We start from the raw sequence: 14,521 nt of genomic DNA, 5'->3' as shown, positions 1-14,521 counted from the left end.
AGGGGGATACGACATGCCTTATTATGTGCCCGTCCTGTTGAATTTGACCGGCCGGCGTTGCGTTGTGATCGGTGGCGGGCCGGTTGCCGAGCGGAAGGCGATGATGCTGGTTGCTGCGGGCGCGGAAACGGTCGTAGTCAGTCCTGCCGTAACGGCTGGTCTGCTGCGGCTTCTTAAAGAGCAGCGTCAGGGTGTTTGGATCGAACGCGAGTACCGACAGGGGGATCTTGCCGGCGCGTTCTTGGCTTTCGCCGCGACGGATCGAACAGAGGTGAACGCCGCTGTCGCCGCCGAAGCTGAAGCGGAGGGGATTCCGATGAACGACGCCGGTGATGGAACTCGAGGAAGTATGATAACTCCTGGCGTTCTACGGCGCGGTGGGCTGGTGGTGGCCGTTTCGACCTCGGGAGCGGGACCGGCGGCGGCGCGGGAAATGATTCGGGAGATCGACCAGCATTTTGGAGAAGATTACGAACAGTATATTGACTTTTTGAGCTCCATGCGAGCTTTTATTAAAGAGCGGGTCAGCGATCCCGGTAGGCGAAAACGTCTGTTTCGAAGATTAGCTGAGTCCGATATTTTGACCTCGATCCGAGGAGGGGGTTTCCATCGGTGGAACGAAGCGGCGATGATCGCCTGGATCGAGGAACAAACGGAGGAATAAGCATGACAAAGCGAACGATTGTGGTGGGAACGAGACAAAGCCAATTGGCACTGACGCAGACGGGACAGGTCATCGATGATTTGAAGGCGCTCTGCCAGAAGCATAACCTGCCGTATGATTTTGAAATCCGTAAGATTGTAACCAAGGGCGATCGGATCCTGGATGTGACGTTATCCAAGGTCGGTGGCAAAGGTCTGTTCGTGAAGGAAATTGAGCAGGCGATGCTGGACAAGGAAATCGACTTGGCGGTACATAGTATGAAGGATATGCCGTCCGTGCTGCCGGACGGGCTGATCAACGGTGCCGTGCCGCGGAGGGTAGATCCTCGGGATGCGCTGATATCGAGAAGCGGCCTGAGCCTTGACGAACTGCCTCATGGCGCCAAAGTTGGGACCAGCAGCTTACGCCGCGCCAGCCAATTAAAGGCTTATCGTCCGGATCTCGTATTGGAGCCAATCCGAGGGAATATCGATTCCCGTTTGCGCAAGTTGGAGGAGGAAGGCTTTGATGCGATTATTCTGGCGGCGGCCGGGTTGTTCCGGATGGGCTGGGAGCATCGGATTACGGCATATCTCCCGGCGGAAGTTTGTCTTCCGGCGGTTGGCCAAGGGGCGCTTGGGATCGAATGCCGCGAAGACGACGTCGAGGTTCGCCATCTTTTATCCCTATACAACGATCCGGACACGGCGGTGACGGTTGCCGCTGAACGTCGTTTCCTCGGCGTGCTGAATGGCGGCTGCCAGGTGCCGATTGGGGCCTTCGCGACGTTACTGACGAACGAAGGGACCTCTGATCCAAGCGGCCGCCCGCGTTTGCAGTTGACGGGGATGGTTGGCTCAGTGGATGGCGCGAAAATATTAAAGGAAAGCGCCGAAGGGACAGATCCGACTGAACTGGGCGAACAGGTTGCCGGTCGGTTGATTTCCTTGGGTGCAGCCGCATTATTACAAGAAACCGGGGAGTGATGGAGCATGGCCGGTAAAGTTTATCTGGTTGGCGCGGGACCCGGGGATGCGCGATTGATTACGCTGAAAGGGCTCGATTGCCTGGAGAAGGGCGATGTCATTGTGTATGATCGACTTGCCAATCCCAGTCTTTTAAAGAGAACGAAACCCGGAGCAGAGAAAATCTACGTTGGCAAAAGAACCGACCGCCACACGATGAAGCAGGAGCATATTAATCAGTTGCTGGTCGATTTAGCGCTTGAGGGCAAAACGGTGGTTCGCTTGAAAGGCGGGGACCCGACGATCTTCGGCCGTGTTGGTGAGGAGGCTGAATTGCTTCGCAAGCATGGTATACCTTATGAAATCGTACCGGGGATCACCGCCGCGATCTCAGTGCCCGCATATGCCGGAATTCCCGTAACTCACCGGGATATGGCTTCGTCCGTGTCGATCATTACGGGTCATGAAAGCCCGGATAAGCTGGACCAATCGATCAATTGGGAAAAAGTGACGAACGCAACCGGCACCCTGGTATTTATGATGGGCGTAGCGAATATCGGACATATCAGCAGACAGCTGATTCATTACGGACGTCCGCCCGAAACGCCGGTCGCCCTCATCCGCTGGGGGACAAGAGCGGAGCAGGAGACGCTGATCGGCACGCTGGCCGATATTGAGCGGAAGGTTCGCGAAGCCGACTTCAAGCCGCCGGCCGTTACGGTTGTCGGCGAGGTCGTGAGTCAGCGCGAACAGCTGAAGTGGGCAGAATCGCTGCCGCTGTTCGGCAAGCGAATTCTCGTCACCCGCTCGCGTTCGCAGGCGAGCGAGCTGGTGCGCGGCATCGAGGAGCTTGGCGGCGAACCGTACGAGTTCCCGGTTATCGACATCGTGATGCCGGAGGGGCGCGAGCTGGCCGACACCGACGAAGCACTAGCCCAGTTGGAACGATACGATTGGGTGTTTTTTACGAGCGTGAACGGCGTGGAGTATTTCTTCTCGCACCTGGAGAGACTGGGGAAAGATGTAAGAGGGCTGCACAAAGCGAGAATCGCGGCCGTTGGGCCGGCGACGCAAGCGGCGCTGCGCCAACGTGGCATCGCGGCGGAGGGTTTGCCGGGCAAGTTCCAAGCGGAAGGGCTGATGGATACCTACGGCAGCGAGCTGCAGCCGGGGCAGCACGTGCTGCTGCCGCGCGGGGATCTCGCTCGTGCCTGGCTGCCGGCTGCTTTGCGTGAGCGAGGATTAACTGTCACCGACGCGGTCATGTACCGAACGGTACCGGCCGGGGAAGCGGACGACGAGCTGCTGAAGATGCTCGAGAAAGGCCGCATCCACGCCGTAACTTTTACCAGTTCATCGACGGTGACGAACTTGCTGGCCGCTCTGAGCGCGATGGGCGTGGTCGATCCGGCTGCGGCGCTGCGGGGCACGGAGATCGCTTGCATCGGGCCGGTCACGGCAAATACGGCCAAGGAAGCCGGCCTAAACGTGTCCATTCTTGCAGAAGAAGCGACGATCGACAGCTTGCTTCAGTCGTTGTGCGCTTGGAAAGAACGAAGCGCTCCAGCGGAGTGATGATTTTTCAACACGGGGGTTGCCTGCCTCTGTGCTACATATTAGGAGGGGATATCAAACATGAGTTTTCCAATCGTAAGACATCGCCGGCTGCGTCAGTCGGCCGCCATTCGCGGCATGGTACGAGAAACCGTCCTGACGGTGGACGACTTTATCCAACCCATTTTCGTCACCTACGGAAGTGGCGTCAAGAGCGAGATATCGTCGATGCCCGGGGTTTATCATTTTTCGCTCGACACCCTGGAGGAAGAAGTGAAGGAGATCGTTGATCTGGGCATTCCGGCGGTGCTGCTGTTCGGTATTCCAGAAACGAAGGATAGCGTGGGCACCTCGGCTTTCGCGGAGGACGGTATCGTGCAAGAAGCGACACGGGTCATTAAATCGCGGTATCCGGATTTGCTGGTCGTTGCCGACACCTGCTTGTGCGAATTCACGGATCACGGGCATTGCGGGATGGTACATACGTTTGAACGCGACGGGCATGTATGCGGTGACGTGATGAACGACGAGTCGCTGGAGCTCTTGGTGAAAACCGCTGTCTCTCAAGCACGTGCTGGCGCTGATATCATCGCCCCGTCCAACATGATGGACGGATTCGTGCAAGCGATTCGTTCCGGGCTCGACGAAGCCGGCTTCAGCCATGTTCCGATCATGTCGTATTCTGTCAAATATGCTTCCGCTTTTTACGGACCGTTTCGTGAAGCGGCCGATTCCGCGCCGCAGTTTGGCGATCGGAAGACGTACCAGATGGACCCGGCTAACGTCCGAGAAGCTCTGCGGGAAGCGGAATCCGATGTGATGGAAGGTGCGGATATGCTGATGGTCAAGCCGGCGCTGGCCTTTATGGACATTTTGCGCTTGCTGCGCGATCAGTTTGATCTGCCTCTGGTGGCGTATAACGTGAGCGGCGAATATTCGATGGTCAAAGCAGCAGCTCAGCAAGGCTGGATCAATGAGCGAGCGATCGTTACCGAAATGCTGCTTGGCATGAAGCGGGCAGGCGCAGACATCATCATTACGTATTTTGCCAAAGATATGGCACGCTGGCTGCGCGAGAAGCAGTAAGTTTGGACATAGACGGGTTTTTTGAAGAGTTAAGGAGGGGTATCGATGAGCAAAGACACGATAGGCCGACGCGGCGACGAACGATCGCGGTTAGCTTTCGAAGAAGCGAAGAAGGTTTTGCCCGGCGGCGTCAACAGCCCGGTGCGGGCGTTTAAATCCGTTGGCTTGACGCCAATGTATATCGAACATGGGAGCGGTTCCCGGATCTATGACATCGACGGCAACAGCTTTATCGATTATGTGGGTTCCTGGGGCCCGTTGATTATGGGTCATGCTCATCCTGAGGTGGTTCGAGCGCTTCAGGAGACGGCCGCCAAAGGGACAAGCTTTGGAGCGCCGACGCTGCTGGAAACGCAAATGGCCCAACTGGTCGCGGAGCGCGTACCTTCGATTGATGTCGTCCGTATGGTCAATTCGGGGACGGAAGCGACGATGAGCGCGATTCGTCTGGCGCGAGGGTATACCGGTCGCAGTAAAATCATGAAGTTCGAAGGTTCTTATCACGGCCATGCCGACAGCCTGCTGATTAAAGCGGGATCCGGCGTTGCTACGCTGGGATTGCCGGACAGCCCGGGCGTACCGGAGGGCGTCGCCGCCAATACGATTGCGGTACCTTATAACGACTTGGCCTCTGTGGAGCTGGCGTTCGAGCGTTTCGGCGAAGAGATCGCCGGCGTGATCGTCGAGCCGGTAGCCGGGAACATGGGCGTTGTGCCGCCGTTGCCGGGCTTCCTTGAAGGCTTGCGCCGGATCACGGAGCAATACGGCAGCTTGTTGATTTTCGACGAAGTGATGACGGGCTTCCGCGTGCATCTGAACTGTGCGCAAGGACGCTTTGGGATTACGCCGGATTTGACCTGTCTCGGCAAAGTGATCGGCGGCGGATTGCCTGTAGGAGCCTATGGCGGGAAACGTGAAATCATGGAGCAAATCGCGCCAAGCGGGCCGATTTATCAAGCCGGGACGCTGAGCGGGAACCCGCTGGCGATGGTTGCCGGTTATACGACGTTGTCGCTGCTCACTCCGGACGTGTACGACCGTCTGGAACGCCTGTCGGCGAAGCTGGAAGAAGGCTTTACGCGCAATGCGAATGAACGGGGGATTCCATGCACGATTAATCGCGTCGGCTCGATGGTTTGCCCGTTCTTTACCGAAGAGAAGGTCATTAACTACGATACGGCAAAAACGAGCGATCTGGACCTGTTCCGCCGTTATTTTGCGGCACTGCTTGAGCAAGGTATCAACGTGGCACCTTCGCAGTTCGAAGGCATGTTCGTCTCAGGCGTACATACCGATGAAGACATCGAACTTACGATCGAAGCGCACCGGTTGGCGCTGCAAAAGCTGTGAGCCGTAAATTATCGTGGACGCGGCGCGGCGAGTGGTTGGAGTTGATGCCCGGTAAGCTGCCCGCACGTGAAGGGCTGGATCGACTGGATGCAGCAAAGGCCTGGCTGGAGGAGGAGCTGCAGGCTCCTCCCAAGCTTCTGCGCAAGCTTCGGGCCGAAGACGGTATCAAGCTTGCCGGAGATCGTTTGCGGTTGCTGGCGTTTCCGCCTAGGGCTTCGCAGTATGCTCCGTTTGAGGCGGAGCTTCCGCTTTTATATGAGGACGATTTTTGCCTTGTCGTGCACAAGCCGGCAGGGCTTAAGGTCCATCCGGACGGCGGCGAAACTTCCGGGGGGGCTTCCGGCCAGTCGCTGGCTTCGCCAGACACGCTTGCCAATCGCGTTGCCGGATGGTATGCCTCCCTTGGCGAGCCGATCGCCGCCGCGCATATTCACCGGCTTGATGAAGATACGTCAGGACCCGTGTTATTTGCTAAAAATGAATACGCCCATTTGAAGTTGGACGAAGCGATGAGTCGCAAGGCCATCGACCGTACCTACATTGCGTTCGTACAGGGGATCGTCAGCCCTGAGCTCAAAGTCATCGATCAGCCGATCGGCCGGGACCGTCATCATAACCAGCGGCGCCGGGTTTCTCCCGGAGGCAAAGGGGCTATAACCCACTTGGAGCGGCTGGAAGTTTATCCGAAACACGACGCAAGTCTGGTCCGGCTCACTTTGGAGACGGGTCGGACGCATCAAATTCGCGTCCATCTGAGTGCAGCGGGACATCCGCTCGTAGGTGACGCGCTGTATGGCGGTAACACGAAGTGGCTGTCTCATCAGGCGCTGCATGGGGAGCGACTGTCGTTCCCGCATCCACTCTCCGGAGAAGCCGTGGAGCTTGAGGATCCGTGGCCCCCGGCGATGAACCGTTTGCGCGATCACTTTAGCTTATGAGCGCCCTTGAACAGCAAGGCTTTGTCTAGCACGTGGGCAAAAAGCTGGCATGCACTCCTTTTTGAAGCATATAGATTAAACGAGGATGATTTGGATCATGATTCATCGATTTTAAATCACGTTTGGATATGCTGAAGGGAGGTAACGTGTTGGCTGATCAATCCTATGGTCTCAGGTTTGATATTTACGAGCGCATACATCTTTCTGAAGATGTGATCGGCATTGAAGAGTTGGAGGAGATCGAGCTCTATCCGAAAATCCAGGTGATTCCCGGGGAAGAGTATGCCGCGCTGCGCGGCCATTTGCTGTTGTCGGGGTTGTACCGGGGAGAAGGGGAGACACGGGAACTTGCGCATTATATTCCCGTAGAAATTACGATACCGCTAAGTCGGGTCAACCGGTTAGAGGATATCACGGTCGAAATTGAAAATTTCGATGTTGACCTGCTCAGTTCGCGGAGTTTGAACATTACGGGCGTATTATCGCTTCAAGGAGTTGAAACCTCCTCCTTGTTATCCGAACAAGATGCCTGGAAGGATCGGGAGTTTACCACGGCACATGTTGTACCCGCTATCCGAGGCGAGGAATTGGTATCAGATTTGGATGCGGGCACGGCAGATTTGGAGGCTCTCGAAACGGAGCCGGAATCGGAACGGGATGTACTAAGCCCAGCGCCATTGCTAGCGGATGAGGTGCGTCAAGATCCGGTGTTCTCTTGGAATTCGTTAGCAAGAGAAGATGCGGACAAAGAGCAAGAGCCGGAAACAGAACCGGAATTGGAGTTCGAGTTGGAACAACAAGACTCACAGGTTCCGCATGTGCCTCAATTTGCTTCGTGGCAGGCGTTTCCAGATGATGTGCTGAATGCACAAAAACGAAGTGCGGACGAGCCGCAGGAGGTTCTTTCCTGGACCGAGGACGTTTCGGCATTTCAGGAGTCCGACCCTTGGGCGGACAAGGAATCCGTTGCGAGCTTTGGCTCTGCTGCGGAGGCCTTTGCGGATCACGCGGAGGAATCGGACGCCAACATATGGTTTAAGGATGAGGTTCGCCCGACGGACGATTTCCAGGCGACCGAACGTGCCAGTGAATCCGTAGAAGCGGAAGCTGCGGATTCTGGGGCTGCGTACGAAACAGGCGAAGAAGTCGCTGTAACACCAAACGAGGCGGTAAGTGAGGTTGCCGATGAGTCTGAAGCGGCGGTCGAGGCGGATCATCAGCCGGAAGAGAAGAAAGAAATGAAGATCGCGCTTGGGTCTAAAAAGAGTGCTGACGAGAGCGGAAGAGAAGGTTTTGGGTTAACGAAGCTGATCTCTTCATCCTCACGGGTAGCTCGGGAAGCACTGGAGGACGCTTCGGATCTGCCGATAGCTGGCAGTGAACAGGGAGAAGGCGAAGAACTGCGGTGGAAGAACCTGTTTATCAGCAACGAAGATCAAACTCCTTTCCGCACAGTGCGGCTGGTCATCGTGCAGCGCGAGGAAACGCTGGACGATATCGCCCAGCGCTACCACTTAAGTTCGCGGGAGCTGCAGTTGTATAACCGACTCGCTGAGCACCAGGTCAATGAGGGACAAATCTTGTACATTCCATAAAGTTTAGACTGCGAAAAAAGGCGGATGATTGACTCCCGTTCCTTTCCAAGTTATGATAATATAGATTCAATCAATTAGATCTATGTCAAAGACTTGGAACGGGAAGAGTAGGCAGCATACCCTTCAGAGAGCGGAACCCACGGCTGAGAGTTTCCGCAGGACATGTAGCTCGCCGAAGTCGCCCGGGAGTTGTTCGTTTGAGCCGTTTTGCGATGGTTAGAACGGACCGGTAGCAGCCGTTATCTGCATGAGTGTCGCATGTCAAGTACCGGATTCCGGAAGGGCTGGATGACGATGTGCGAAACAAAGGTGGTACCGCGAAAGTAAAGCCTTTCGTCCTTTGAGACGAAAGGCTTTTTTTGTTTTTCTTGGACATCAAGAATAAAGGCGTAAAGCCGACGACAGACGATTATCTTGGGATCGCCAAGGCTATGCTTATTTGTAACGGAGGTTGAATAGGATGACAGAAAATCAAGATCAACTAGCCTCGTCGGCGGAAATGCCGACGACGTACGATCCGAAAGCGGCGGAACAGAAATGGTACACTTATTGGCTGGAGAGCGGGTTCTTTAAAGCAGGACAACGGCCGGATGCCAAGCCGTATACGATCGTGATCCCGCCACCAAACGTAACGGGGATGCTGCATATCGGGCATGCGCTCGATTTTACACTGCAGGACATTATGACGCGCACGAAACGGATGCAAGGTTACGATGCGTTGTGGCTGCCTGGCTCTGACCATGCGGGGATTGCGACCCAAACGAAGGTGGAGCAGAAGCTGCGCGAGCAAGGCGTAACGCGGTATGACTTGGGCCGTGAGAAGTTCCTGGAGAAGGTGTGGGAGTGGAAGGACCAATATGCTGCCACCATTCATGAGCAATGGGCTAAAATGGGCTTCTCCCTCGATTACTCGCGTGAGCGTTTTACGTTGGACGAGGGGCTTTCTCAAGCGGTTCGCGAGGTTTTCGTTAAGCTCTACGAGAAGGGCTTGATTTACCGCGGGAAATATATTATCAACTGGGATCCGGCAGCACGCACGGCCCTCTCCGATATTGAGGTTGAATACAAAGAAGTCAACGGGCATCTCTACCATCTTCAGTACCCGCTGAGCGACGGGAGCGGCCATATCACGGTGGCGACGACGCGTCCCGAAACGATGCTGGGCGATACCGCCGTCGCTGTTCATCCGGAGGATGAACGGTACCGTCATTTGGTCGGCAAAACGTTACGTCTGCCGATCGTTAACCGTGAAATACCGATTATCGCTGACGAATATGTCGAGAAGGAATTCGGCAGTGGCGCTGTGAAAATCACTCCAGCGCATGACCCGAACGACTTTGAAGTAGGTTTGCGCCATAATCTGCCGCAGATCAACGTCATGGATGAAACCGGCACGATGAACGGTGAAGCCGGTAAATATCAAGGATTGGACCGCAGCGATTGCCGTAAGCAAATCGTCAAGGATTTGCAGGAGATGGGCGTTCTAATTAAAATCGAGGATCACCTGCATCAGGTCGGCCATAGCGAGCGGACCGGTGCGGTTGTTGAACCGTATTTGTCCACCCAGTGGTTCGTCAAAATGAAGCCACTCGCTGAAGCGGCGATCGAAGCGCAACAATCCGGGAAAGGCGTTAATTTCGTGCCGGACCGTTTTGAGAAGACCTACTTGCACTGGATCGAAAACGTACGTGATTGGTGTATTTCCCGCCAGCTCTGGTGGGGTCATCGCATTCCGGCCTGGTATTGTGAGGCAACCGGAGAGATGGTTGTTGCCCGCAGCGAGGAAGAAGCGCGCGCCAAGCTGGGGCGTGATGATCTGAAACAGGATGAAGACGTGCTCGACACCTGGTTCAGCTCGGCCCTCTGGCCGTTCTCTACGCTGGGTTGGCCGGATGAGAATAACGAGGAATTCAAACGGTACTTCCCGACGGACGTGCTCGTGACGGGATACGATATCATTTATTTCTGGGTAGCCCGGATGATCTTCCAGTCCCTGGAGTTTACCGGCGAAATGCCGTTTAAAGACGTGCTGATGCACGGCCTTGTCCGCGACAGCGAAGGACGCAAAATGTCCAAATCGCTGGGTAATGGCGTTGACCCGCTCGAGGTCATCGAGAAATACGGCACAGACGCGATGCGCTATATGCTGTCTACCAGCAATACGCCGGGGCAGGATTTGCGCTTCCGCTGGGAACGGGTTGAGCAAGCTCGCAACTTTGCCAACAAAATTTGGAACGCTTCGCGTTTCGCTTTGATGAACCTGGAAGGCGTGAAGTATGCCGATATTGATATTAGCGGTGATCTGTCTACGTCCGACCGCTGGATTTTGCACCGGATGAACGAGACGGCCAAGGAAATTACCCGCTTGATCGATGCTTACGAATTTGGGGAAACCGGTCGGTTGCTGTATAACTTCATTTGGGACGATCTGTGCGATTGGTATATCGAATTCGCCAAGTTGTCGCTGTACGGGGAAGATGCTGCGGCTAAGAAGAAAACCCAATCGGTACTCGCCTTCGTGCTTGACCGTACGCTGCGCATGATCCATCCGTTTATGCCGTTTATTTCCGAGGAAATATGGCAGCATTTGCCGCATGATGGCGAAACGATCATGCTTGCGGCTTGGCCGGAGTACGACGCTTCGTTAGAAGCACCGGACGCCGTTCAGGAAATGAATCTGTTGATCGACGTGATTCGTTCGGTACGAAATATCCGTGCCGAAGTGAACGTGCCGATGAGCAAAAAAATCGAACTGGTGATCAAACCAAGCAGCACCGACGTGTTGGAAGTGCTGACCCGCAACGAGCATTACGTTCGCCGGTTCTGCAATACGTCCGAGTATGAAGCAGCGCTAAACGCGGCCGTGCCTGATAAGGCGATGACCGCCGTTGTGACCGGGGCCGAACTGTTCCTGCCGCTGTCGGGCCTGATTGACATCAGTCAGGAAATCGAACGGCTAACGAAAGAGCTCGACAATCTGAACAAGGAAGTGGAACGCGTCGAGAAGAAGCTGGCTAACGAGGGCTTCGTGGCCAAAGCGCCGGCGAAGGTGATCGAGGAAGAACGCGCCAAGATGGCCGATTATTCCGAGAAACGCGACAAAGTTCTGGCCCGGATCGCGGAGTTGAAGGGTTAAGTGAACTTGAGCTTCGTGATCCGAAGATAATTTTTTGAACTACCATTTTAATAAAGGTTCAAAAAGTTAGATTTGGAGCACCGAGAAGGTTGAATGAAGCTAGGGAGTGAGTAGCGGAGCGTTCGTATTGGGTACGTGAGCAACTCAAATGTTTTCCGGAGGAAACATGCTTCGGAAGCGTCCGCTCGACCGGGTGAATTCAAGATTCGACGACGAGTCTGCTTCGTTGATTTTGCTTCGTGATCCAAAGATGATTTTTTGAACTACCATCTAATAAAGGTTCAAAAAGTTAGATTTGGAGCACCGAGAAGGTTGGATGAAGCTAGGGAGTGAGTAGCGGAGCGTACGTATTGGGTACGTGAGCAACGGAGCGACCGGGTGAATTCAAGATTCGACGACGGGTCCGCTTCGTTGATTTTGCTTCGTGATCCAAAGATGATTTTTTGAACTACCACTAATTGATGAAGGTGACTGACATGGGGGATCGTACAGAGGAAGAAATACGACCGCTGCCGCTGAATAGCTATACCGAAGCGGTCGATTGGATCAACGGGCTATTGCCGTTTGGCATCCGGCCCGGCCTGGAACGAATCGAGCTAATGATGGAACGTTTGGGGCATCCTGAGCGGAGGCTGAAGTTCATTCATGTGGCGGGGACGAACGGAAAGGGCTCCTCCTGCGCTTTTTTAACTCGAACATTGCGGGAATGTGGATATCATGTGGGGACGTATACGTCCCCTTACATCACGAAGTTCACCAACCGCTTCCAGTATGACGAGGTGGACATTCCCGAAACGGCGCTGCTGGAACTGGCAAACCGCGTTGTTCCGTTGGTAGAAGAAATCGCTGGCACCGACCTGGGCTCTCCGACGATGTTTGAAGTGAGCACGGCGATCGCCATTTTGTATTTTGCGGAGATATGTTATCCCGATGTAGTAGTATGGGAGACGGGGCTTGGGGGAAGGATGGATGTTACGAATATCGTGACTCCGATCGTCTCTCTGATTACGAATATCGGTTATGATCACATGGACGTTCTTGGGGACACGATTGAACAAATTGCCGCTGAGAAGGCTGGCATTATCAAGGCGGGCGTGCCCGTAGTCAGCTGCGTCGAGCAACCCGAGGCGATCACCGTACTGAAAACCACGGCCGCTTCCAAGCACGCCACTCTATATCTGATGGGCGAGCAGTTCCATTATGAGCGGCTTAGTGTTGATGCCAAAGAGCAGCAATTGCATTTCAAAGGTCCCTTCCGAGATATGGATTTTACGATTCGCATGCTTGGGGGGCATCAATGCAAGAACGCCGCCGGCGTCATGATGGTATTGGAAGTGCTGCGACAATACATGGCTTTTCAGCTTGAGGATGAACAGATGCAGGACGGTTTCCGTACCACCTTCTGGGCAGGACGGCTGGAGGTAATTCGGGAAGAACCGCGTTTGGTACTGGACGGAGCGCATAATCCGGAAGGCGCTGCTTCGCTGGCGCAAAGCCTGCCGGAAGCCTTCCCTTACCGAAAACTGCATTTGATGATGGGGATGCTGGCCAATAAGCATCATCAAGGCTACTTGAAGCATATATTACCAATAGTGGATACGCTTATTCTGACCGAGCCCGATTTTCGCCGAAAAATGGACGCCGAAGCGTTATACGAACTCGTGGCCGAACTACAGGGGACGGAAGCGAAAGCGGATTTGGAAATCATCGTAGAACGTGACTGGAGAAAAGCCCTTTCGCTTTTGGAGTCACGGACGGAACGGGAAGATCTTGGGGTGGTAACCGGCACGTTGTACCTGATCTCGGACGTGCGGGCGGCCCTTTTGCATCAAACCGATTCTGAAAAAGGCTGGTGACCATTTTGTTGAATACGACCGAACAACATGTACATTTTATCGGCATTGGCGGCTATGGCATGAGTGCCATCGCTCGAGTGATGCTGGAAATGGGTTATACCGTCACGGGATCGGACGTTGCCTCCCAAGAATTGACGGAGAAGCTCGCTGCAAAGGGAGCGAAGATATACATCGGCCATACCGCCGAACACGTGCACGGGGCGGATCTGGTCGTTTACTCGACGGCGCTGCCAAAAGATAACGTGGAGCGGCTGGAGGCTCAGGAGCAAGGAATCCCGGTACTTCACCGTTCCCAGATGCTGGCCCGGTTGTTAAATGAACGGACCGGTGTCGCCGTGGCCGGTGCCCATGGGAAAACAACGACCTCGTCGATGATCGCACTCGTGATGGAGCATTGCGGGACAGACCCGACCTACATTATCGGTGGGGAAATTATGGACATGGGCACCAATGCGAAAGCCGGGCAAGGAAAATGCGTGGTTGCGGAGGCTGACGAAAGCGACGGCTCCTTCCTGCAGTACCACCCTTCGCTTGGCGTGGTGACCAACATCGAGGCGGATCACCTGGAGAACTACGGCGGGGATTTCGGCAAGCTGAAGGAAGCCTACGTGCAGTTCTTGAACCAGATCAAGCCGGATGGAAAAGCGGTGGTTTGCGGCGACGACCGAAACGTCCGGGAATTGCTGCCTCAGGTTCAGAGCAAAGTCATTACGTACGGCATCGAATCGGGCTGTGACTATACGGCTCACGAGATCGATCTGGGGGACCGCTGCGTCACCTTCAAAATGAATCAAGGCGACCGGGAGCTCGGTATGGTGGAGTTGTCCGTGCCTGGCCGACACAATGTTTACAATGCAATGGCTACCGTTATCGTCTGCTTGGAAGCGGGCATTCCTTTTAACGAAATCGCAGTGGCCTTGCGTCACTTCCATGGTGCAAAGCGCCGCTTCCAGGTACTTGGGGAACAAGATGGTATCCTGATCATCGATGACTACGCTCACCATCCGACGGAGATCCAAGCAACGATCGCAGCGGCCAAAGCGACTGGCAAACGGATCATCGCCGTGTTCCAGCCGCAGCGCTATACGCGGACCTTCTTCCTGCTGGATGCGTTCAGTCGGGCCTTTGGGGAAGCGGATGAAGTGATCATCACCGATATTTACTCACCGGCTGGGGAAAAAGCGATTGAAGGCGTTCATTCCTCCAAGCTGGTCGACTTGATCAAGGAGAACAGCAATGCCGGTGCCCGATATTTGCCGACGAAGCAGGATGTGCTTGAAGATCTGCAAAATCGGCTGAAGCCAGGCGACCTTGTGCTAACGATGGGCGCGGGCGATATTTATAAAGTGGGATACGAGCTGGCGAAAGGTTTGTCTAGCTAAAGCGTATATCAAATTT

General features: G+C 54.8%; 10 protein-coding genes and 1 other annotated feature. All 10 genes read left to right on the top strand.

Going from position 1 to position 14,521, the window contains the following annotated elements; translation table 11 throughout:
- Positions 1 to 13: 13 nt before the first annotated feature.
- The 10 genes from MKZ15_RS17880 (at position 14) to murC (ending at position 14,505) form a co-directional block, all read left to right on the top strand.
- The gene (locus MKZ15_RS17880) at positions 14 to 664 is read left to right on the top strand and encodes a bifunctional precorrin-2 dehydrogenase/sirohydrochlorin ferrochelatase (RefSeq protein ID WP_244868509.1); all 651 of its coding nucleotides are present in this window, start codon (positions 14 to 16) and stop codon (positions 662 to 664) included.
- Positions 665 to 666: 2 nt separating this feature from the next.
- Positions 667 to 1,629: a hydroxymethylbilane synthase gene (gene hemC / locus MKZ15_RS17875; protein ID WP_213623363.1), complete on the top strand. Its 963-nt coding sequence runs from the start codon at positions 667 to 669 to the stop codon at positions 1,627 to 1,629.
- Between the two features lie 6 nt (positions 1,630 to 1,635).
- Positions 1,636 to 3,183, top strand: a complete 1,548-nt coding sequence (gene cobA / locus MKZ15_RS17870) for a uroporphyrinogen-III C-methyltransferase (protein ID WP_339817203.1) — start codon at positions 1,636 to 1,638, stop codon at positions 3,181 to 3,183.
- Positions 3,184 to 3,243: 60 nt separating this feature from the next.
- A complete protein-coding gene (gene hemB / locus MKZ15_RS17865) occupies positions 3,244 to 4,248 on the top strand; it encodes a porphobilinogen synthase (protein ID WP_155608626.1) in 1,005 nt (334 codons plus the stop codon).
- Positions 4,249 to 4,293: 45 nt separating this feature from the next.
- A complete protein-coding gene (hemL, locus tag MKZ15_RS17860) occupies positions 4,294 to 5,598 on the top strand; it encodes a glutamate-1-semialdehyde 2,1-aminomutase (protein ID WP_339817202.1) in 1,305 nt (434 codons plus the stop codon).
- Positions 5,595 to 6,536 (top strand): RluA family pseudouridine synthase, encoded by a 942-nt coding sequence (locus MKZ15_RS17855; RefSeq protein WP_339817200.1) that lies wholly within the window; start codon positions 5,595 to 5,597, stop codon positions 6,534 to 6,536. The genes hemL and MKZ15_RS17855 overlap by 4 nt, the downstream gene beginning before the upstream one ends.
- A gap of 149 nt (positions 6,537 to 6,685) precedes the next feature.
- Complete coding sequence (locus MKZ15_RS17850) at positions 6,686 to 8,131, top strand: LysM peptidoglycan-binding domain-containing protein (protein WP_339817199.1); 1,446 nt, start codon at positions 6,686 to 6,688, stop codon at positions 8,129 to 8,131.
- An 85-nt stretch (positions 8,132 to 8,216) separates the two neighbouring features.
- Positions 8,217 to 8,475 (top strand) — a binding site (T-box leader).
- A gap of 116 nt (positions 8,476 to 8,591) precedes the next feature.
- Entirely contained in the window at positions 8,592 to 11,267 is a 2,676-nt protein-coding gene (locus MKZ15_RS17845; RefSeq protein ID WP_339817198.1) for a valine--tRNA ligase, read from the top strand.
- Between the two features lie 476 nt (positions 11,268 to 11,743).
- A complete protein-coding gene (locus tag MKZ15_RS17840; RefSeq protein WP_339817197.1) occupies positions 11,744 to 13,123 on the top strand; it encodes a folylpolyglutamate synthase/dihydrofolate synthase family protein in 1,380 nt (459 codons plus the stop codon).
- An 8-nt stretch (positions 13,124 to 13,131) separates the two neighbouring features.
- Positions 13,132 to 14,505 (top strand): UDP-N-acetylmuramate--L-alanine ligase, encoded by a 1,374-nt coding sequence (gene murC, locus MKZ15_RS17835; RefSeq protein WP_339817196.1) that lies wholly within the window; start codon positions 13,132 to 13,134, stop codon positions 14,503 to 14,505.
- The last annotated feature ends 16 nt before the right edge of the window (positions 14,506 to 14,521 follow it).

It is taken from the genome of Paenibacillus sp. FSL R7-0216, assembly GCF_037969915.1.
Classification (GTDB): domain Bacteria; phylum Bacillota; class Bacilli; order Paenibacillales; family Paenibacillaceae; genus Fontibacillus; species Fontibacillus rhizolycopersici.
Note: the sequence above shows the minus strand (reverse complement) of the source record. Positions and strands in the feature narration are given on the sequence as shown.

Coding starts and splice junctions, on each gene's coding strand:
- cobA (WP_339817203.1), top strand. CDS start 1,636: ATGGCCGGTAAAGTTTATCTGGTTGGCGCGGGACCCGGGGATGCGCGA.
- hemL (WP_339817202.1), top strand. CDS start 4,294: ATGAGCAAAGACACGATAGGCCGACGCGGCGACGAACGATCGCGGTTA.
- MKZ15_RS17880 (WP_244868509.1), top strand. CDS start 14: ATGCCTTATTATGTGCCCGTCCTGTTGAATTTGACCGGCCGGCGTTGC.
- MKZ15_RS17840 (WP_339817197.1), top strand. CDS start 11,744: ATGGGGGATCGTACAGAGGAAGAAATACGACCGCTGCCGCTGAATAGC.
- hemB (WP_155608626.1), top strand. CDS start 3,244: ATGAGTTTTCCAATCGTAAGACATCGCCGGCTGCGTCAGTCGGCCGCC.
- hemC (WP_213623363.1), top strand. CDS start 667: ATGACAAAGCGAACGATTGTGGTGGGAACGAGACAAAGCCAATTGGCA.
- MKZ15_RS17845 (WP_339817198.1), top strand. CDS start 8,592: ATGACAGAAAATCAAGATCAACTAGCCTCGTCGGCGGAAATGCCGACG.